At 64.4% G+C, this 20,434-nt stretch carries 12 protein-coding genes; 6 read left to right on the top strand and 6 right to left on the bottom strand.

Annotated elements, in window-relative coordinates; genetic code table 11:
* Positions 1–8: 8 nt before the first annotated feature.
* Positions 9–1,583: a methyl-accepting chemotaxis protein gene (locus tag E8L03_RS18690; RefSeq protein ID WP_171268165.1), complete on the bottom strand. Its 1,575-nt coding sequence runs from the start codon at positions 1,581–1,583 to the stop codon at positions 9–11.
* Positions 1,584–2,102: 519 nt separating this feature from the next.
* On the opposite strand from E8L03_RS18690, the gene E8L03_RS18685 reads away from it, so the two are divergent.
* Genes E8L03_RS18685 through E8L03_RS18670 form a run of 4 tightly spaced genes read left to right on the top strand, consistent with a single transcriptional unit; the run spans position 2,103 to position 10,490 of the window.
* Positions 2,103–3,518, top strand: coding sequence for a TolC family protein (locus tag E8L03_RS18685; RefSeq protein ID WP_167512591.1), 1,416 nt, complete (start codon positions 2,103–2,105; stop codon positions 3,516–3,518).
* A gap of 5 nt (positions 3,519–3,523) precedes the next feature.
* Positions 3,524–3,799 carry a YHS domain-containing protein gene (locus E8L03_RS18680; RefSeq protein ID WP_144306578.1) on the top strand — a complete coding sequence of 92 codons (276 nt, stop codon included), beginning with the start codon at positions 3,524–3,526 and terminating at the stop codon, positions 3,797–3,799.
* Positions 3,800–3,826: 27 nt separating this feature from the next.
* On the top strand, positions 3,827–6,580 hold the full coding sequence (locus E8L03_RS18675) for an efflux RND transporter periplasmic adaptor subunit (RefSeq protein ID WP_171268164.1): 2,754 nt from the start codon (positions 3,827–3,829) through the stop codon (positions 6,578–6,580).
* Position 6,581: 1 nt separating this feature from the next.
* Positions 6,582–10,490, top strand: a complete 3,909-nt coding sequence (locus E8L03_RS18670; protein WP_171268163.1) for an efflux RND transporter permease subunit — start codon at positions 6,582–6,584, stop codon at positions 10,488–10,490.
* Between the two features lie 131 nt (positions 10,491–10,621).
* Here E8L03_RS18670 and prxU read toward each other — a convergent pair whose 3' ends face one another.
* From prxU to E8L03_RS18645, 4 genes are all read right to left on the bottom strand, one after another.
* Positions 10,622–11,347 (bottom strand): thioredoxin-dependent peroxiredoxin, encoded by a 726-nt coding sequence (gene prxU, locus E8L03_RS21050; RefSeq protein ID WP_144306581.1) that lies wholly within the window; start codon positions 11,345–11,347, stop codon positions 10,622–10,624.
* 118 nt (positions 11,348–11,465) lie between these two features.
* A complete protein-coding gene (locus E8L03_RS18655) occupies positions 11,466–12,779 on the bottom strand; it encodes an MBL fold metallo-hydrolase (protein ID WP_342356082.1) in 1,314 nt (437 codons plus the stop codon).
* Between the two features lie 393 nt (positions 12,780–13,172).
* Positions 13,173–13,721, bottom strand: coding sequence for a bacterioferritin (locus E8L03_RS18650; protein ID WP_235896705.1), 549 nt, complete (start codon positions 13,719–13,721; stop codon positions 13,173–13,175).
* Between the two features lie 257 nt (positions 13,722–13,978).
* Positions 13,979–14,440 carry a Fur family transcriptional regulator gene (locus tag E8L03_RS18645; RefSeq protein WP_144306583.1) on the bottom strand — a complete coding sequence of 154 codons (462 nt, stop codon included), beginning with the start codon at positions 14,438–14,440 and terminating at the stop codon, positions 13,979–13,981.
* Positions 14,441–14,719: 279 nt separating this feature from the next.
* Between E8L03_RS18645 and E8L03_RS18640 the strand changes: the two genes are divergently transcribed.
* Together E8L03_RS18640 and E8L03_RS18635 are read left to right on the top strand one after the other, a co-directional pair.
* Positions 14,720–16,027 carry an efflux RND transporter periplasmic adaptor subunit gene (locus tag E8L03_RS18640; RefSeq protein WP_171268159.1) on the top strand — a complete coding sequence of 436 codons (1,308 nt, stop codon included), beginning with the start codon at positions 14,720–14,722 and terminating at the stop codon, positions 16,025–16,027.
* A gap of 2 nt (positions 16,028–16,029) precedes the next feature.
* The gene (locus E8L03_RS18635; RefSeq protein ID WP_171268158.1) at positions 16,030–19,173 is read left to right on the top strand and encodes an efflux RND transporter permease subunit; all 3,144 of its coding nucleotides are present in this window, start codon (positions 16,030–16,032) and stop codon (positions 19,171–19,173) included.
* Between the two features lie 86 nt (positions 19,174–19,259).
* Here E8L03_RS18635 and E8L03_RS18630 read toward each other — a convergent pair whose 3' ends face one another.
* Positions 19,260–20,312 carry an HDOD domain-containing protein gene (locus tag E8L03_RS18630; protein WP_171268157.1) on the bottom strand — a complete coding sequence of 351 codons (1,053 nt, stop codon included), beginning with the start codon at positions 20,310–20,312 and terminating at the stop codon, positions 19,260–19,262.
* Between the last annotated feature and the right edge of the window lie 122 nt (positions 20,313–20,434).

Genomic DNA, 20,434 nt, shown 5'->3' with positions numbered 1-20,434 from the left:
CAGCGTCTCTACAGCGAGTCGCACTCCTCGGGCACCTGGGCCTGCATGTCGTGGATGATCTCCTTGAGCTCTCCGGCCATGGCGGCCAGCTCGCTCACGGCGCGGGCCGACTCCTCCATGGAGCTGGCCGTCTCGTACGCCGCAGCCTGGATATGGTGGGTGGCCTCGGCCACCTGGTCGCTGGCTGTGGACTGCTGTTCCACGGCGTCTGCGATGCCGTGCACACGCTCGGCCGTCTGCTCGATCATCTCCAGGATCTCGCGGATGGTCTTCTGGGTAGCGCCGGCCGACTCCACGCCCTCGTTCACCGAGCTCACCACCGACTCCGTGGAGGATCGGCTCTCCTTGGCGCTGCCCTGGATGGCCTGCACCACGCCGCCCACCTCCTTGGTGGCCTGCATGGTCTTCTCGGCCAGCTTGCGCACCTCGTCCGCCACCACGGCAAAGCCCTTGCCCGCCTCTCCGGCGCGGGCCGCCTCGATGGCTGCGTTCAAGGCCAGCAGGTTGGTCTGGTCGGCAATGTCGTTGATCACGCCCAGCACTTCGCCAATGCGCTCGGCCTGCTCGCCCAGGCCCTCCATGTCGCGCATCAGGGTCTCGGCCTCGTTCTGCATGCCAAGGATTATGGTGCGCGTGCGCTCCACCTCGCCGGAGCCTGCGCCGGCCTTGTTGCGGGAGCCTTCCGCCAGCTCAGACACGGAGCGGGCGTTGCTGGCCACCTCCATGATGGAGGCGCTCATCTCCTCGATGGCGCTGGCCGCCTCGCTGGTGCTCGTGCGCTGCTGCTCCGTGGCGGCGCGCGTCTGCTCCACCTGGGCGGCGAACTCGTCCGAGGCCGAAGCCATGCTCTCGGCAACGGACGTCGCCCGGACCGCGGCGCGGGAGATAATCTCGTTCTGGTCGCAGATCTCCTGCTCCTTCTCCTTCAGCTGCGTCATGTCCAGGTAAAGGCAGAAGCCGCCAATGCATTTGCCGTCGAGATCATACAGTGGATAGACGTTGGCCAGCACATGGCGCTGCCCGCCCTTGTGGCCGGTGATGGTGACCTCCAGATTGCGGAACACCTCGCCGTTGTGGATGGCCTTGCCCACCGCGGTCTTGCGGGTGGGGTCGTTGTAAAAGACCTCGGACAGGGTGCGGCCGTGCTGCTTTTCGGGCGGGCCGTCGATCTCCAGCATGTCCATGGTCTCCTGGTTGGTCACCAGCGTGCGCTCGTCGGCGTCCACCAGCAGGAACGGGGTGGGCAGGCCCACGAGTATTCCCTGCACCAGACCCTTCTGCCGGCGTATCTCCTGAACCAGCGCGCCCAGGCTTGCGCCCAGATCCCCGGCCTTGCGCAGCTCGTCGGCGTCAATGGCCTCGCCGGCCGCTGCCCGCGCCGCCATGGCGGATACCCCTTTGGCCGCCGCCTGCTGCTTCAACGCCAGCACCAACGAGACAGCCAGCGCGGCGACAGCGACCACGCTCAACGCCAGCACCCAGGAGACGGAGGCGCCGCCGTCAGCCCCCCTGGCCAGGATAACGATGGAAAAAATGAGCACGACCCCCAGGGCTCCTGCCAGGATGACGGCGAGTTGTTTCATGTCCACCTCGATTAAAAATCTATTTTGAGAATCTATGTATTTGATTTGCGACCGTCCATCAGACCATCCCTAATATACCGTCATGCGCGGATCAACCGCATACCCCCCCTGTCGGGCAGCCGGCTCGATACCTTTAGGGTCCCGGCCCGCGCTGCCTGCGGCGGCATATGTATCGTTTATATACAGCCTAAGCACCTCGCCTGTATTGTATTTGTACACTCCCCCGACAAATTCCCCTACCGAGTCGGTCCAGCCCCGTTTCCGTCCCGTGTTTTTTCCTGTAGAATCAAGGCAGAATTGAAGCACGCTCGTTCTAAACCGTATTGGTATGATATGTGCTTTGAGTATGGGAAATCGTGCGGGAATCTTGCCGGCATCGTATGCAAAGGGTACGCTATGACCATGAAAAATTTATCGATATTCACCTTCACAATCGTTCTCTGCACGATGCTGGTCCCCAACGGGTTCGCACAGGAGAAACCACCTGCCGCTCCGGTTCAAAAGGCTGCACCCACTACCATGGCCATGAACGCGACGGCGCCGGAACGGACAGACGCCGCGGCGTGCATCGCCATCCGCGTGCCCGAAGAGCTTTCCCGCTACCTGCACATCGCAGCCGAGAACAGCCCGGCGCTGCTGACGGCGTTCGAGAACTGGAAGGCGGCCGCGGAAAAGGTGAATCAGGAAGGCTATCTGCCCAACCCCACGGTCTCCCTGGGCTGGTATCTGGAGCCGGTGCAGACCCGGACCGGCAACCAGCGCTTCTCCATCGGCCTGGCCCAGTCCTTTCCCTGGTTCGGCAAGCTCTCCTTGCAGGAGAGGCAGGCCGCGCTGGAGGCCGACGCCCTCAAGGCGCTGCTGGACGACGTGGCCTTCCGCATCTTCTACACGGTCAAGCGCGTTTACTATGAGTACGCCTACGTGGCGCGCGCCGTGGCCATCAACCGCGAGACCCTGAACCTCATCACTTATCTGGAAGGCGTGGTCCGCAGCCGCTACGAAAGCGGGCTGGCCGGCTACTCCGACGTCATCCGCCTGCAGGTGGAGCTGGCCACGCTGGAGGACCGCATCAGCACCCTGGAGGAGCTCCAGCCGCCGCTGGTGGCCGCGCTCAACGCCGCCATGGGCCAGCCCATGGAGCAGGAGCTGCCCTGGCCCAAGTCCGTGCCGCTCATGATCTCCTCCCTGAAGGATGACGAGATCCTCGCCCTGCTGGACAAGGGCGCGCCCCGGCTGGTGGCCAGCAACCTGCGCGTGACCAAGGCCGAGGCCGGCGTGGACCTGGCGCGCAAGGACTATTTTCCCGACTTTACGCTGAGCCTCTCCACCATCCTGACGGACAACACGGCGCTGCGCCGCAGCCAGAGCGTGACCCCGGACGGCGTCAACTTTCCCGCCACCCGTACCACGGAAGGCGCGGGCAACGACCCGGTCATAGCCGGCCTGTCCGTCAAGCTGCCCATCTGGTTCGGCAAGAATGCGGCCGGCGTGCGCGAGGCCAAGGCCAAGAAGCGCGCGGCCATGTCCGCCGAGATCGACCTGAAGAAGACTCTGGAGGCCGATCTGCGCATGGCCCTTTCCAAGTACCGCGACGCCAACAGGCAGGTCTCGCTGTACACCGACACGCTTATCCCCAAGGCCACCCAGGCCCTGGGCGCCACGGTGGAGTCCTACCAGTCCGGCCTGGCCACCATCGGCGACTTCCTCCAGTCCGAGACCACCCTTCTGGAGCTGGAGCTCGCCCAGGCGCGCGCCCTCTCCGAGCAAGCGCAGCGGCTGGCGGAAATGGAATCTATTCTCGGCAAGGAGATCCCCTGCGCCGTGCACGGCGATCTCATCGGCGGTAAGCTTACGCCGCCGCTCAATTACACTCTGGAGGCGGAAAAACCGCGCCTGACCGCGCCCGTCTCCACCACCCGAAACGCTACGGAGTAAGTTCTATGACGTCTTTCAAGAACATCTGCCGCATCACCATTCTGGCCTGCTGCCTCACCCTGCTGCTCGCCGCCGCGGCGTTCGCCAAACCCCAGGACACCTGCCCGGTGCTCGGCAACAAGCTGACCAACAAGAACACCTACGTAGACTACGAGGGCAAGCGCATCTACTTCTGCTGCCCGGGCTGCGACGCCAAGTTCAAGGCCGACCCGGAGAAGTACATCAAGGAAATGGAAGAGCAGGGCGTGGAGTTCGACAAGGCCCCGGCTCCGAAAGAGTAATCCGCGCAAACCATATCAGGCAGGTCCATGAAACGTTCCACGCGCATATTCGGCATCATTCTGCTCGTTCTCGCGGTGTTCATCGTCGGCTATCTTGCCGGCTCCCCATCCCGAGCCCCTGAACACACGGCCGCCGGGCACAATGCAACGAAAGACCAGGCATCCGGTAATGAGACCGCATCCGCATCAGATAGCGGCAAAAAGAGCAACGTCGTCTGGACGTGCTCCATGCATCCGCAGATACGGCTGCCGGAGCCGGGACAGTGCCCGATCTGTTTCATGGACCTGATCCCCGTGACCGATGACGAAGGCGGAGGCGACGAGGTGAGCCTGCGGCAGATACGCCTCTCCCCCAGGGCCCAGGCCCTGGCCGAGGTGGAGGTTACCCCGGTGGCCAGGCGCAACGTGGGCCTGACCACCCGCCTGACCGGCAAGGTGGCCTACGACGAGACCCGGCTCAACGAGATAACATCCTGGGTCGGCGGCCGGCTGGACACCCTGTACGTGGACTACACCGGCCAGGAGGTGAAGCGCGGTGAGCGCCTTGCCTCCATCTACAGCCCGGAGCTCTTCTCGGCCCAGGCCGAGCTCATCCAGGCCAATGACGCCCTGACCCGGCTGGCCGGCTCCCCTTCCTCTTTGACCAAGAACACGGCACAGCTCACCCTGGATGCGGCGCGCAAGAAGCTCGCCCTGCTGGGGCTGTCCGATGCGCAGATCGCAGCCGTGCTCAAGCGCGGCAAGCCCTCGGACCACGTCGTGGTCACATCCACCTCCAGCGGCGTAGTCATCGAGCGCCACGTCACCGAGGGCGCCTACGTCAAGACCGGCTCGCCCCTCTTCACCGTGGCCGATCTCTCCCACGTCTGGGTCGTGCTGGAGGCGTACGAGTCCGACCTGCCGTGGATTCAGATGGACCGCACGGTCCGCTTCACCACCGAGGCCCACCCCGGCGAGACCTTCGAGGGCAATGTGGTCTACATCGACCCCTACGTGGACAAGAGCACCCGCACCATCCGCGTGCGCCTGGACGTAGACAACGAGGACGGCCAGCTCAAGCCCGGCATGTTCGTCACCGCGGCGCAGCGCTCCGAGACCGGAGGCGGCGAGGCCCCGCTGGTCATCCCGGCGTCCGCGCCGCTGCTCACGGGCAAACGCGCCGTGGTCTATTTACAGGACCCGGACGATCCCGCGCTCTACTACGGCCGGGAGATCGTGCTGGGACCGCGGGCCGGCAACGTGTACATCGTGCGCGAGGGCCTGTCCGAAGGCGATCTCGTGGTCACCAGCGGCGCGTTCAAAATCGACTCGGCCGTGCAGATCAAGGCCAGGCCGTCCATGATGAACCCGGATACGGGCGCGCCTGCCCCGGCCGGGCACGAGCACCACACCGAAGGCGCTCCGGCCAGTCCGGCCGCCGAGATGGCCGACATGGAGATGAACACCTACGCCTACGATATTCCCTATGACTTCGCCAAACAGCTGCCCAAGCTCGCCCAGCATTTCGCCGTGATCGAGGACGGCGTGTACGCGGCGCAGCAGGGCGCAACCGGCGTGACCACCGTGCGCGGCCTGTACAAGCAGTTCTACGACGCCATCTGCGGCATCGACCCCACGGCGATCACCGACAAGGAAGCCGCCCTGCAGTGGAAAGAGCTCTCCATGCTCCTGCGCAACGACTCCTACCTGGGCAGCGAGGCCGAGGACATTGACGAGGCAGCGCGCATCTTCAAGGAGTTCCAGGGCCACTTCGACACGCTGTCCCGGACATTCCCGCTCCAGCCCAAGGCCCAGGCGGCAACCCTGCCCACAACACCGGAGTTCGGCGAGTCCCTCTCGCGCATCCTGCAATCGTACCTGGCGCTGCATGCGGCCCTGGCCAACGACGACCTGGACGCGGCCCACGCAGCAGCGCAGGAGATCCAAAACCAGGTGAACAAAGCCCCGGCGGATAATCTGAGCGATGACGCGGCTGACGTCTGGCAGCAATCGTCCGAGGAGATGCTCGACGCCCTGGGCCCGGTCGTGAGCGGCAAGGATCTGGACTCGGTGCGCAACGCCTTCCAACCCCTGTCCACGGCGCTCTCCGGCCTGCTCACTCGCTTCGGCGGCCCCAACGGCGCGCCCATATACGAGATGTTCTGCTCCATGGCCTTTGGCGGCAAGGGCGGCACATGGCTGCAAACGCAGAAGGACGTGCTCAACCCCTACTACGGCCAGGCCATGCTGGGCTGCGGCGAGGTGCAGCGCGAGATAGAGCCGGCCGAGACAACCCAGGCCGCGCCTGGGACCTCCGGCGCAAAGCCCTCGTCCATCCTGGATACCCCGGACTCCTTCCGCCAGGCCCTGGCTCCCATTGTCAGCGCCTATCTCTCCATGCAGCAGGAGCTGGCCAAGGATGACCTGGCCGCGGCCAAGAATCAGGCCAAGGCCATCTCCCTGGCCCTGCCCATGGTGGACGACTCGGTGCTGAGCGAAGCCCCGGCCGCCATCTGGAGCGATACCCGCGCCGCCCTGGAAAAAGGCGCCGCCGCGGTGGAGTCCTCGCCTGACCTCACAGCCGCCCGCGTGGGCTTCCGCACCCTGTCCCAGGCCATGCTCACCGTGGTGGACCGGCTCGGCGCCGGAAAGCAACGCGGCTTATATGAGGCGTTCTGCCCCATGGCCTTCGACGATACCGGCGGCACATGGGTCCAGGAAGGAGAAACCATAGAAAACCCGTACTTCGGAGAGTCCATGCTGCAGTGCGGCGAAATCAAACGCCCTCTCGGAGCGCAGTAGGATGATCGACAAAAACGGATTCAGCCGCCCCCCGCAAACGCTCTCCGAGAAGTTCGTCGGCTTCTGCCTGCAGTATCGCGTCGTCGTCTTCACGGTCTTTGCCCTGCTCCTGTTCTGGGGCATCTCGGTGGCGCCCTTTGACTGGGATCTCAAGTCCATCCCGCGCAATCCCGTGCCCGTGGACGCCATTCCGGACATCGGCGAAAACCAGCAGATCGTGTTCACGGAGTGGCCCGGCCGCTCGCCCCAGGACGTGGAGGACCAGGTCTCCTACCCCCTGACCACGGCCCTGCTCGGCATCCCCGGCGTCAAGACCGTGCGCAGCGTCTCCATGTTCGGCTTCTCCTCCATCTACGTGATCTTCGAGGAGAACGTGGAGTTCTACTGGTCGCGCTCGCGCCTTCTGGAAAAGCTCGCCAGCCTGCCGGCCGGCAGCCTGCCACAAGGGGTGAAGCCCACCCTGGGGCCGGATGCTACGGCCCTGGGCCAGGTGTACTGGTACACGCTGGAGGGACGCGACGCAGACGGCAACCCCACCGGCGGCTGGAACCTGGATGAGCTGCGCAGCGTGCAGGACTGGTACATGCGCTACGGCCTGCAGTCGGCCGGCGGCGTCAGTGAGGTGGCCTCCATCGGCGGCTTTGTGCGCGAGTATCAGGTGGACGTGAACCCGGAGGCCATGCGCGCGGCCAACGTTACCCTGGAGATGGTGATGCGCGCCGTGGCGCGCTCCAACCTGGACGTGGGCGCGCGGACCATCGAGGTCAACAGCGCGGAGTACATCGTCCGCGGTGTCGGGTTCATCAAGAACATCGGGGACCTGGAGAAATCCGTGGTCATGGCGCGCAGCGACCAGCCCATCACCGTAGGCGACGTGGCCTCGGTGCAGCTCGGCCCGGCCATGCGGCGCGGTGTGCTGGACAAGGGCGGGGCCGAGGTCGTGGGCGGCGTGGTCGTCGCCCGCTACGGCGAAAACCCGCTTGCCGTCATCGACAACGTCAAGACGAAGATCGGCGAGCTGGAGCCAGGCCTGCCCTCCAAGGTGCTGCCGGACGGCCGCACCAGCAAGCTCTCGGTGGTGCCGTTCTACGACCGCTCCGGCCTGATCCACGAGACCCTCGGCACCCTGAACACCGCGCTCGTCGATGAAATCCTCGTGACCATCGTCGTGGTCCTGGTCACGGTGATGCACCTGGAAAGCTCCATGCTCATCGCCTCGCTCTTGCCCATGGCCGTGCTGCTGTGCTTTGCGGCCATGAAGCAGTTCGGAGTGGATGCGAACATCGTGGCGCTCTCGGGCATCGCCATCGCCATCGGCACCATGGTGGACATGGGCATCATCATCACCGAGAACATCCTGAAACGGTTCGAGGACGCGCCGCCAGGCATGCCTACCAGGGAGATAATCCGCGACGCCTCCGGCGAGGTGGCCGGCGCCGTGCTCACGGCCGTGGCCACCACCATCGTCAGCTTCCTGCCCGTGTTCGCCATGCAGGGCGCGGAGGGCAAGCTGTTCAAGCCCCTGGCCTTCACCAAGACCTTCGCGCTTTTCGCCTCCATCGTGGTTTCGGTCACGGTGCTGCCCGCACTGGCCACGTTCTTCCTGCGCCGGGGCAAGGGCGGACAGGACACCAGCCGGGTGCTCACGGTGCTGGTTATCCTCGCCGGCGCCGCCGTGGCCTGGTTCGGCACGTGGTGGATCGGCGGGGCCATCATCCTGGTGGGTGCATCGCGCTTCGCCGCTCTGCTGCTGCCCCCGCGCGGCGCGTTCTGGCTCACCCGCGGGGCCATCATCCTGCTGGCCGTGGCCGTGGCTGTGATGCTTTCGGCGCACTGGATGCCCCTGGGGCCGGAGCACAGCCTGGCGGTGAACGCCATCTTCACCCTGCTGCTCATGGGCTCGCTGCTGGGATTCTTTGCCGTGTTCCAGTACTTTTACCCGTTCATGCTCCGTAGAATACTGAACTTCAAAGCGCTCTTCATGCTCCTGCCCGTCTCGGTGGTGCTCATCGGCCTGCTTGTCTGGCTGGGCTTCCCCACGGTGTTCGGCTGGCTGCCGCATTCCGTGCTCGGCTCCAGGCCGGCCGTGGCCATGGCCAACGCCTTCCCAGGCCTGGGCAAGGAGTTCATGCCGCCGCTGGACGAGGGCTCGTTCCTGTTCATGCCCACCACCATGCCGCACGCCTCCATCGGCGAGGTCAAGGACGTGCTCTCCAAGCAGGATATGGCCATGAACGCCGTGCCCGAGGTGGACACGGCCGTGGGCAAGCTGGGCCGTGCCGACACATCTTTGGACCCGGCGCCGCTCTCCATGATCGAGACCGTGGTGAACTACAAGCCCGAGTTCATCGTGGACGAATCCGGCAAGCAGCTCCGCTTCAAGTATCGCAAGGACAAGCTGGACTACTTCCGCACGCCGGATGGCGCGCCAGTGCCCGGTCCGGACGGCCTGCCCTACCTGGTGCAGGGCAAGTTCCTGCGCGACAAGGACGGCAAGCTGATACCGGACGCCAGCGGCATGCCCTTCCGGCTCTGGCGGCCGGCCATCGATCCATCCATCAACAAGGACCGCGACGCCTGGGAAGGCATCAAGACGCCGCAGGACATCTGGGACGAGATCGAGAAGTCCGCGCGCATCCCCGGCACGACCTCGGCCCCGTACCTGCAGCCCATTGCCGCGCGCATCGTCATGCTGCAGTCCGGCATGCGAGCGCCCATGGGCATCAAGGTCCGCGGCCCGGACCTGGAGACCATCCAGAGCGTGGGGCTGGAGCTGGAAAAGCTGCTCAAGGAAGTGCCGACGGTGCAGCCCGAGGCAGTGGTGGCCGACCGCATCGTGGGCAAACCCTACCTGGAGATCGAGATCGACCGCACGGCCATTGCCCGCTACGGCATGCCCCTGGAGGACGTGCAGCGGATCATCGAGACCGCCGTGGGTGGCCGCCAGCTCACCACCACGGTGGAAGGCCGCGAGCGCTACCCCGTGCGCGTGCGCTACCAGCGCGAGCTGCGCGACTCCCCGGAGGCCCTGGGCTCCATCCTGGTCGCCTCCATGTCCGGCGAGCAGATCCCCCTGCGCGAGCTGGCCCACATCCGCTACGTGCGCGGTCCGCAGGCCATCAAGAGCGAGGACACCTTCCTGGTGGGCTACGTCCTCTTCGACAAGAAGCCTGGATTCGCCGAGGTGGACGTGGTGGACAACGTGCGCAACTACCTGCAATCCAAGCAGGACTCTGGCGAGTTCGTCCTGCCCAAGGGCGTGTCCTATACATTCGCCGGCAGCTACGAGAACCAGATCCGCGCGCAGAAGCGGCTCGCCGTGATCCTGCCCGTGGCCCTGGCCGTCATCTTCCTCATCCTCTACCTGCAGTTCAAGGAGCTGCCGCTGACGGGCATTGTCTTCTCGGGCATTGCCGTGGCCTGGGCCGGCGGCTTCATCCTCATCTGGCTATACGGGCAGGAGTGGTTCCTCAACGTCGATCTCTTCGGCGAGTCGTTGCGAACGCTCTTCCAGGTGCACCCGGTGAACCTCTCGGTAGCCATCTGGGTGGGCTTCCTGGCCTTGTTCGGCATCGCCTCGGACGACGGCGTGCTCATGGCCACCTACCTGCTGGAGTCCAAGGACAATATGCAGACCGAGAACACGACGCAGATCCGCGACGCCGTGGTGGCCGGCGCCGAGCGCCGCATCCGGCCCGCGCTGATGACATCGGCCACCACCATCCTCGCCCTGCTGCCGGTGCTCACCTCCAGCGGCCGTGGCGCGGACATCATGGTGCCCATGGCCATACCGTCCTTCGGCGGCATGCTCGTGGCCCTGCTCACGGTGTTCGTGGTGCCGGTGCTGTTCTGCGCCGTGGAGGAGTGGCGGTACAAGATGGCCAGACGCCGCGGAGAGACGTACGACTGATGTGAGCGGCTCCGATCCTGAGAAGCTCTGGCGGTAATACCGCTATCCCAAAATATAACGCCCCCGAACATCTGCTCGGGGGCGTTGCTTTTCATATTGCTTTGGCAATTCCTTACGAATTACCCGCTACTCTACTCGAAGGCTTCAGTGACCTTCCATTTTTCCCAGACCTTGCCGACCAGGCCGACCCCCGGATTAAGAGTGGTCGAGCCCGGACGCCAGCCGGACGGCGTGACTTCGCCGCCCTGGGTCTCGCGCACCAACTGGAACGCCTGAATCTGTCGCAGGGTTTCCGACACGTTGCGGCCCACGGGCGGCGAGAGCACCTCGAAGCCCTGGATTACGCCGTCGGGGTCGATGAGGAAACGGCCGCGTACATCCACGCCGTTCTCCGGGCTGTACACGCTGTACAGCTCGCCTACCTTGCCGCCGCCATCGGAGAGCATGGGGAACGGTACGGTGCCTGCGGTGATCATTTTGGAGAGCTCATGGTCCACCCACATCTTGTGAACGAAGACGGAATCAACGCTCATGGACAGGACCTGCACACCGAGCTCCTCGAATTCGGAATTCTTCTCGGCGACCGCCGAGACCTCGGTTGCTCAAACAAAAGTGAAATCACCGGGATAGAAACACAGGACCACCCACTTGCCCAGGTAGCTGGAGAGCTTGACGTTGGTGAACTCGCCCTTGAAGTAGGCTGGGGCCTCGAAATCAGGAGCTTTTTGACCGACAGTAATCATGGTTCCTCCTTTTTCTTGTTCGATGCGTGGTTCATCGGGTTGCGCTGGCTGCGCATCCTGGCCGACGGGACCTCCCCCCGGTCTGTCGCAGAGCGGCTTGTTCGAATCGGACATTGTTCCTCCTTATTTTCGATTATTTGTTATTTTAATATGTTACCATCTTGACGCGCCTCATGGAAAATGAAGGCGCGGAAACCGCCGGCAAGACGGTTCCCGCGCCAGAACACACACGCTACAGATCGGCGGAAAGCTGCCGCCCGGCCCTGGACCAGGCCATCACACCGCCGGCAAGGGATTTGACGTTGGCGTAGCCGTGGGCCTGCATGTAGGAGCCGGCCATGTTGGAGCGGTAGCCGCTGCCGCAGTAGACGACCACCTCCTCGTCCGTGGGCAGGGAGCAGCAGGCGTCCAGGATCTCGTTGAAGGACATGTGCTGCGCGCCGTGGATGAAGCCGCCGTCCCACTCGGCGTCGGTGCGCACGTCCAGCAGCGCAGGCCTGTCGCCGTTCTGCAGCCGCTCGGCAAGCTCCGCGCCGGAGACCTGCTCCAGCTTGTCCACGGGCTTCCCGGCGAAGATCCAGGCCTGGATGCCGCCGGAGAGGTAGCCCAGGATGTTGTCGTAGCCGATGCGGTGCAGCTCGGTGCGCATGGCGTCGTAGGCCGGCCTGTCCTGCACCACGAGCAGGATGTCCGCCTTGGGGTCCACCACCATGCCCACCCAGTTGGCCATGCTCTTCTCAAAGCCGATGTTCAGCGAGCCGGGGATGTGGCTGCCGCCGAAGGCCGGGCCGTCGCGGGTGTCGATGACCACGGCGCCTTCGGCCATGAGCTTCTCGAAGTCGCTCACGGTAAGGGCGCGCTCCAGCGGGCAGCGGTCCAGCAGCGGCGCGCCGTTCATGTTGGTGGAGATGATGTGCGTGAAGCTTTTGGGGCGCAGCGGGAACTCGCCGCCCATCTCGCCTGCGAACTCCTCGAAGGAGCCATACTGCAGCCTGGGGTTGTGACGCATCTCGTAGCCCAGGGTGGAGCTGTTCTTGGGGCTCATGCCCTTGCCGCACAGGGAGCCTGCGCCGTGGGCCGGATAGACCTCCAGGAACTCGGGCAGGCCCCCGACCTTCTCGAACAGGGAGTTGTAGAGGTTCTTGACTTGCGCATCCAGAATCTCCGAGCCGGCCAAATCGGGCCGGCCGATGTCGCCCACAAAGAGCAGGTCGCCTGTGAGCACCATCCACGGCTCCTCGGAGCGCGCAAGGTCCGAGACCACCAGGGAGATGGAGTGCGGAGTGTGGCCGGGGGTGTGCAGCACCCGCAGCCTGGCGTTGCCGGCCTGGAGCACGTGGCCTTCCGGCAGCGGCGTGAACGTGAAGTCCACGGGGCTGTCCGGATGCATGCATATCTCCGCGCCGGTGCGCGAGGCCAGCTCATGCGCGCCGGAAACGTGGTCGGCGTGCACGTGCGTATCCACGATATGGGTGATGCGCATGCCCTCGTCGCGGGAGATGTCCAGGTAGTCCTGGATGTCCCGCTTGGGGTCGACCACGATCATGGTTCCTGCCTGCGGACACCCCAGCACGTATGAAAGACATCCGAGACCCTGGACCTGAATCTGCCGGAAAAACATAGCAAACCCTCCTTCACCGGCTCCATGGCCGGTGCTCGCTCAACGACACGATGGAGGCGTTGTCCCGGCGCGGCGTTCGCGGTCCGGTCGGCTCCCCATCGGCCCTGTTGTCTGGATTGACCTGTTCCGTCACCGCTTTTTCCTGGCGGTATCTCCTCTCTCTTTGCCGCAAAGGCGGCGTTCTGAAAGCCTACCGTGCCGATCGGCATTGCCCGAGAAGCGAAAGGCCCGTGCTTGTATCAAGCGCGGGCCTTTGCAAAACTTCGTATGGCTCTATGGTACGGCGGCTCATAATTACGGGCCTTACGCCCGGATAAATCAGCCCTCGCTGCTGGAGCTGACAAATCCCTTGGAAGCCGCGCCGGTGGAAGCCGGCGTGCCGGCGATCTTGGACAGATACGAGTCGCCCAGGTCGGCAATGTGGCCGGCCACGTTGTCGAAGTGGTTGGCGTGCTCCTGCTCCTCGTCGATGATGTTCTCCAGGAGCTTGGCGCTGGTGTTGTCGCCCATCTCGCGGCACACGGCGAGGAACTGGTTGTACTTGTCGATGGTGTCGTCTTCCACGTCGGAGTCGAAGGGGAAGATGGTGCGCACGTCCTGGCCCTTGCGAACCTGGTCGGCCAGATCGGTGGTAGGCTCGCCGCCCAGCTCCTTGATGCGCTCGGCAAACTGCTCGGCGTGGCGCATCTCGTCGATGGCGATGAGCTTCATGTTCTTGGCCAGCTCGCCGTAGTCCATGTCGTCCAGCGCATAGTGCTGGGTCATGTACTGGGAGATAGCGTAGAGCTCCATGGAGCGGGCGTGATTGAGAGCCTCAATAACCTTTTCGCGACGTGCTGCCTTGTCCATCTGAGCGGAATCCGCCATTTTGATCCTCCTATCCTTCACGATTTTCGTTGTTGCACGGCAAAATTGTCACGCTGAGTTCACACACGTGAACGCCTTTTCCCTTACTACGCTTGGCAGTTCTGCTCAAGCTATGACTCATTTTTCCTGCTTAATCGCAGCCCCATGCGCACGACGACACAACCGCGCACAGCAGCTTTGTCGCCGGCTAGGGACGGGAAACAGGTTCTGGGAACCATTCTCTACGGAAAATCATTATCCAACGCAAGAAAAAAATGCTACCCGTCTTTCTTGTTATTGGACTTGCAATCGGGGCACAGCCCGTAGAAATCGAGGCGGTGCGTGGTGACGGAGAAGCCGGTGCTCTCCTTGAGCGTGTCGATCATCTCTGCAAGGCCCGGCACATCCGGGTCCAGGATGCGGCCGCAGCCCTGGCAGATGAGGTGCGGGTGGGGGCGGGGGTTATGGCCATCGAAGCGGTTGTCCCGGCTGAACTCAAGCTCCAGGACCTCGCCAAGGTGCTTGAGCATGGTGATGGTCTTGTACACCGTGGCCAGGCTCATAGTGGGATACTCGGGCAGGAGGGAGCGGTGCAACTCCTCGGCCGTGGGGTGGCCCTGCTCCATCACCAGCGCGCGCAGGATGGCCCGGCGCTGCGGCGTGATGCGCAGCCCTTCGCTGCGGAGCTTCTCCTGCAGATCGGCGAGGCGCTTTTCGAGGTATGCGGTGGAGTAGAGCATGGTGATGGCGTCGTGCGATTACATCTATAAGTATTTGAACAGTAGGCCAAGTTTTGCCTTTGGGTCAATGGCCTTTCCGAGAAAACACCAACAGGATCGCATCCTGGAGTCCTGGACTCGTCCGGCCGCGAAAACGCGAGTGCAGACGGTCCCTGCGGCCCAAAAAGCCCTTGACTTCAACTGAATAATACCGATCTCATTCCAACTCGCTCTTCTTTTTCCCGAACGGTGTTTCATCCGGGAAAGCCAACCATTCTGCCGGAAATGCCGGAGGAATGCATGAAAAAAACGACCGCCGCCGTCATTGCGGCGCTTTTGCTGGGTCTGGTGGGGTGGCAGGTGGCGGAGCGCATATCCGCTACCGGGGCCTCCACGTCCAAGTCCAAAGGCCCCCGCGCCGTGCCTGTGATGCTGGAGCCCGTGCGCACCATGAACCTCCAGCACGTGGCCGAGTTCACCGGCACGCTGGAGTCCAGCGCACGATTCACCGTGGCGCCCAAGATCTCCGGCCGCATCGAAAGCCTGTACGTGGACATCGGCGACCAGGTCACCAACGGCCAGCTCCTGGCCGAGCTGGACAGCAATGAGTACGCCCTGCAGGTAGGCGAGGCCAAGGCTGCGCTGGAGGTTGCGCGAGCCACGGTCATCGAGGCCCAGAGCGCTCTGGACGTGGCCGAGCGCGACTTGAGGCGCTCCAGGGATCTGCACACCAAGAACGCCGTGTCCCAGTCCGAGCTGGACCAGGCCCTGGCCGAGTTCGAATCCAGCCGCGCCAGGCTGCAGGTGGCCCAGGCCCAGGTGCGCCAGATGGAGGCGGCCCTGGAGGCTGCCCGCGTCCGGCTGGACTACACCCGCATCCACGCCCGCTGGGACGACCCGGACGCCCACCGCCTGGTGGGCGAGCGCTTTGTGGACGAAGGCGACATGGTGGACTCCAACGACCCCATCGTCTCCGTGGTGGCTCTGGACGAGCTGCGCGCCGTCATCAACGTCATCGAGCGCGACTTCCCGTACGTGCATGCCGGTCAGCCGGCCGAGATCGCTGCCGACGCCTACCCGGACAGGACCTTCCCCGGCACGGTCTCCCGCGTGGCTCCGGTGCTGCAGGAGTCCTCCCGCCAGGCGCGGGTAGAGATCGTGGTGCCCAATGCGGAGCGGCTGCTCGCTCCGGGCATGTTCGTGCGCGCCAGGCTGCGCTTCGAGGAGCGCGAGGACGTCACAGCCGTGCCCCAGGCAGCCCTGGCCCGACGCGATAACAGCCAGGGCGTGTTCCTGGCCGTGGACAACGCCTCTGACGCGCGGTTCGTGCCCTTCACCCCGGGCATCAACCAGGACGGCTGGGTGGAGGTGCTGGGCGACGCCAAAGACGCCCTCGCCGGCGGCCGGGTGGTCACTCTGGGCAAGCACCTGCTGGAAGACGGCTCCGCCATCGCCCTGCCCGCTCCGGACACGCCCATGATCGCGCCAAATCCAGACGCCGCGACCAACGCCTCCGATAAGAGCCCGCAACGCAACAACTCCAAGGACGCATCGACCTTGCCGGCCGCGGAAGACGCCGCGGCATCCGCCAACAGGACGCAGAGCTGACCATGACGCGCCTCGCCAGCTTTTCCGTGGGCCGTCCAGTCTTTACGACCATGGCCACGCTCATTGTCGTGATCCTGGGCGCCGTCTCGCTGAGCCGGCTGCCCATCGACCTGATGCCGGACATCACCTATCCCACCCTCTCCATCCGCACCGAGTATGAGAACGCCGGATCGCAGGAGGTGGAGACGCTCATCACCGAGCCCATCGAGCAGGCCATAGCCGCCGTACCGGGCGTGGAGGAGATATCCTCCGCCTCCATGGAGGGCCAGAGCGACGTGCGGGTCTCTTTCGTGTGGGGCACGGACCTGGACGCCGCGGCCAACGACCTGCGCGACCGGCTGGACCGCGTGATCCCCAACCTGCCCGAGGACGCCGATCGGCCCATGCTGCGCAAGTTCGACCTGGCCAGCGCGCCGGTGCTCATCCTGGCGGCCTCCAGCAAGCTGGACCCGGTACAGATGCAGGACATCCTGGAGAACCAGGTGCGCTACCGCATCGAGCGCGTGCCCGGCGTGGCCGCGCTGAACATCTGGGGCGGCCTGGACCGCGAGATCCACGTGGGCCTTGTGCCCGAGCGGCTCAAGGCGCTGGACATTCCCCTGGACACGATCATCACGCGGATCAAGGCCTCCAACCTGAACCTGCCGGCCGGCGTGCTGGAAACGCCCACCCTGGAGCTCTCCATCCGCACTCCCGGCGAGTACGCCAACCTGGACGAGCTGGCCGCCACGGTCATTGCCGTGCGCAGGGGCGCGGTGGTGCGGCTGCGCGACATTGCCGAGATCGAGGACTCCTGGGAGCGAGTCACGCGCTTGGTCCGCGTGAACGGCGAGCCCGGCGTGCGGCTCTCGGTGAACAAGCAGTCGGGCACCAACACCGTTGAGGTGGTCAGCCGGGTGCTGGAGGAACTCGAGAACATCAACCGCGACATCCCCCAGATCCGGCTGCGCTCCATCATCGACACCTCCACCTACATCAAGAACTCCATCGCCAACGTCAGCAACTCCCTGCTCTACGGCGGCATCTTCGCCGTGCTGGTGCTGCTCTTCTTCCTGCGCAACGTGCGCAGCACCCTGGTGGTGGCGGCGGCCATCCCCATCTCCATCATCGCCACCTTCATGCTCATCTACTTCGGCGGCTTCACGCTGAACATCATGACCCTGGGCGGCCTGGCCCTGGGCGTGGGCATGCTGGTGGACAACGCCATCGTGGTGCTGGAGAACATCTACCGCCTGCGCGAGGAAGGCATGTCCCGGAAGGCGGCCGCCATCCAGGGAGCCAGCGAGGTCTCCGGCGCCATCGTGGCCAGCACGCTCACCACCCTGGTGGTCTTCCTGCCCATGATCTTCATCCGCGGCATGGCCGGCATCATGTTCAAGCAGCTCGCCTACGTGGTGAGCTTCTCCCTGCTCTGCTCCCTGGGCGTGGCGCTCACCCTGGTGCCCATGCTCGCCTCCTCCGTCGTGGCCCATGCAGGACCTGCCGGCGCAGCCCACTGGAATATCCTCAAGCGCGCTTCGGCGGCCATCGGCCGGCTCCTGGCCGGGCTGGAAAGCTCCTACAAGTCGCTGCTGCACGGCTGCCTGAGACACCGCGGGCTGACCGTTGCTCTTGCGATGCTCCTGCTCGCCGGCAGCATCGCGCTCATCCCGCTCATCGGCTCGGAAATGATGCCCAGGGCCGATGAGGGCGAGGTGCGCATCTACGTCGAAATGGAAGTCGGCACCAAGCTCGACAGGCTGGACGAGGCGGTCCAGCCGATCGAGGCCATTGTGCGCAAGAAGGTGCCGGAAGCCCAGAACGTCATCACCCTGCTCGGCAGCTCGGGCTGGCGCAACCTGGGCTCTCATGCCGGCCAGATACGCATCAGCCTGAAGCCCCAGAAGGAACGCAACCGTACGAGCCACGAGATTGCCGACGGCCTGCGCGCCAAACTCGCGGGCATACCGGGCGTGACCACCCGGGTCCGTTCCAGGCAGGAACTTTTCGTGATGCGCATGGTTTCCACGGAAGGCTCGGACTCGCTTGAGGTGCTCGTCCGCGGCTACGACCTGGAGACCGCCGACGCCCTGGCCCAGGAAGTGAAACGCGCCATGCTCAAGGTGCGCGGCGTTACCGACGCCGATATCGAACGCGAATCCGGCGCGCCCGAACGGCTCATCCACGTGGACCGCTCCAAAGCGGAAAGCATGGGCGTGGACGTTTCTCAGGTCGCCAATGTTCTCCAGACCTCGCTCTCGGGCACCCAGGCAGGCAACTTCCGCGAAGGCGGCGACGAGTACGCCATCCTGGTCAAGCTCAAGGACGCCGAGCACATCAGCCTGGATTCGGTCCTGGACCTGACCGTGACCAACGACCAGGGCCAACCCGTGGTGCTGCGCAACCTGGTGAGCGTAGAGCCGGACACCGGACCGGTGCGGATAGACCGCAAGGACCAGGAGCGTATCATCACCCTGGACGGCGATATATCGGGCGTGGACCTCGGCACGGTCATCAGGGATCTGCGCAAGGAGCTGGAGGAGGTGCCGGTTCCACAAGGGTTCAGTCTGGACATCAGCGGCGACTATGAAGAGCAGCAGAAGGCGTTCCGAGAGCTGGGGCTGACCTTCGTCCTGGCCCTGGTCCTGGTCTACATGGTCATGGCCTGCCTGTACGAGAGCCTGCGCGACCCCTTTGTGGTCATGTTCTCCGTACCCCTGGCCATCATCGGCGTCTCGCTGATGCTCTTCCTCACGCACACCACCTTCAACATGCAGTCGTACATCGGCTGCATCATGCTCGGCGGCATACTGGTGAACAACGCCATCCTGCTGGTGGACCAGACCAACCAGCTGCGCAAGGACGAGGGCATGGCCATATCCCTGGCCATCGAGGAAGCCGGCCGCCGCCGGCTGCGGCCCATCCTGATGACCGCGATGACCACCATCTTCGGCCTGCTGCCGCTGGCATTGGGCATCGGCGAAGGCGGCGAGGCCCAGGCGCCTATGGCTCGTGCGGTTATCGGCGGCCTGGCCAGCTCCACCCTGATCACCCTGGTGGTGGTGCCGGTCATGTACTCGTTCATCGCGCGCAAGGACCGCGCAACGCCGGCGGCTGGTGAAGACGCCGTGGAAGACGGATCAGGCGAAATCGGCCACCGAGAGTGATCCCGAGCGGGCCGTCATCACGTGTTGCAGAATTGCGCCCGAGGCGGCGCGGTTGAGCCCACGCCGGGCAGCAGACCGTAGTCGTCTCACCCTTTGCCCGGAAAAATGGTGTGGAACATGGCCCAGAGCTGCTCGTCCACGTTCTGCACCATGGCGCGGACATCCTCTTCCCTGAGCCCCAGGCTTTCCCAGATGGCCTCCCCCGGGTCTGCGGTGTAGAGCCGATTGCAGCCGATGCCCAGTGCCGTGGCCATCTGATTGGCGACATAGACGACCTCGGGCGCCTCGTGGCCCAGACTCGCCTCCGCGTCATGGTGGTACAGCGCCGAGTTGACGATGCTGCGTGGCAGGCTCCACTCGCCGAAGAGCACACCGCCGATGGTCGTGTGGTCCACATCGAAGAGCACGTACTCCGCCTCGTGCAGCGGCATATCCAGCTCCTGCTGCATGGCCAGCGTCACCCTGGCAAGGCTTGGATAGCGGGAGAACAGCAGTATCTGACCAAGATCGTGCAGCAGCCCGGCCACCAGAAAACGCTCGGGCTCCGGTTTGTTGCACAGCCGGGCGATCTTGTTCGCCAGCACCGCGCTGGCGATGGAATGTTTCCAGAACGTCTCCAGCGGCAGCTCCTGTGGCGCCGTGTCCTCGAACATGGAAAGCAGGTACACGCCCAATGCGAGCGAAGAGACACCGTTGTTGCCAATGACGGTGATTGCCCGCTCCAGGGACTCCACCTTGGACGGCATGGCGTACAGCGGGCTGTTGACCAGGCTCAGGACCGCGGCGGTCAGCTTGGGGTCCAGCCCGATGATGCTCGCTATCTCGTGGGACGAGGCCTCGCGCATAATGGCGCTTTGCAGCTGCATGACCACGTGTGGCATGGACGGCAGCTTCATCTTCTCCTTGAGCGTGTCCAGCGGCAGCAGGCTCACTTTGGACTTCATCTGGAGATACTGCTGCGCATTGGGAAGCGGCTGATGCATGGTGTCGGTAAAACACGGCTCGCCGGCGAACTCGCCCTGCTCTCTCTCCAGGGCCAGCGAGTACATCAGCGCCGTGATGGGGTTGTCCCGGGAGACACCCATGAACCGCCTGTCCACTCGCTCCTGCGCCGCATGCCTTTTTTCTTCTTCAGTCATGGTCGCCCCTGATAGTCCGAGTTTGCTGAACCGTGTCCCATGCATACCCCAGAACCACATGCGGGATAAAGTAGCGCACACACGATATCCGCGGCAATGATATCCACGGCAAAGATTTTCCG

This window comes from Oceanidesulfovibrio marinus (assembly GCF_013085545.1).
Classification (GTDB): domain Bacteria; phylum Desulfobacterota; class Desulfovibrionia; order Desulfovibrionales; family Desulfovibrionaceae; genus Oceanidesulfovibrio; species Oceanidesulfovibrio marinus.
Note: the sequence above shows the minus strand (reverse complement) of the source record. Positions and strands in the feature narration are given on the sequence as shown.

What these genes read in the sequence shown, in the direction of transcription:
- E8L03_RS18690 (WP_171268165.1), bottom strand. Translation starts at nt 1,583, where the DNA reads ATGAAACAACTCGCCGTCATCCTGGCAGGAGCCCTGGGGGTCGTGCTC.
- E8L03_RS18685 (WP_167512591.1), top strand. Translation starts at nt 2,103, where the DNA reads ATGGCCATGAACGCGACGGCGCCGGAACGGACAGACGCCGCGGCGTGC.
- E8L03_RS18680 (WP_144306578.1), top strand. Translation starts at nt 3,524, where the DNA reads ATGACGTCTTTCAAGAACATCTGCCGCATCACCATTCTGGCCTGCTGC.
- E8L03_RS18675 (WP_171268164.1), top strand. Translation starts at nt 3,827, where the DNA reads ATGAAACGTTCCACGCGCATATTCGGCATCATTCTGCTCGTTCTCGCG.
- E8L03_RS18670 (WP_171268163.1), top strand. Translation starts at nt 6,582, where the DNA reads ATGATCGACAAAAACGGATTCAGCCGCCCCCCGCAAACGCTCTCCGAG.
- E8L03_RS18655 (WP_342356082.1), bottom strand. Translation starts at nt 12,779, where the DNA reads ATGATCGTGGTCGACCCCAAGCGGGACATCCAGGACTACCTGGACATC.
- E8L03_RS18650 (WP_235896705.1), bottom strand. Translation starts at nt 13,721, where the DNA reads ATGGCGGATTCCGCTCAGATGGACAAGGCAGCACGTCGCGAAAAGGTT.
- E8L03_RS18645 (WP_144306583.1), bottom strand. Translation starts at nt 14,440, where the DNA reads ATGCTCTACTCCACCGCATACCTCGAAAAGCGCCTCGCCGATCTGCAG.
- E8L03_RS18640 (WP_171268159.1), top strand. Translation starts at nt 14,720, where the DNA reads ATGAAAAAAACGACCGCCGCCGTCATTGCGGCGCTTTTGCTGGGTCTG.
- E8L03_RS18635 (WP_171268158.1), top strand. Translation starts at nt 16,030, where the DNA reads ATGACGCGCCTCGCCAGCTTTTCCGTGGGCCGTCCAGTCTTTACGACC.
- E8L03_RS18630 (WP_171268157.1), bottom strand. Translation starts at nt 20,312, where the DNA reads ATGACTGAAGAAGAAAAAAGGCATGCGGCGCAGGAGCGAGTGGACAGG.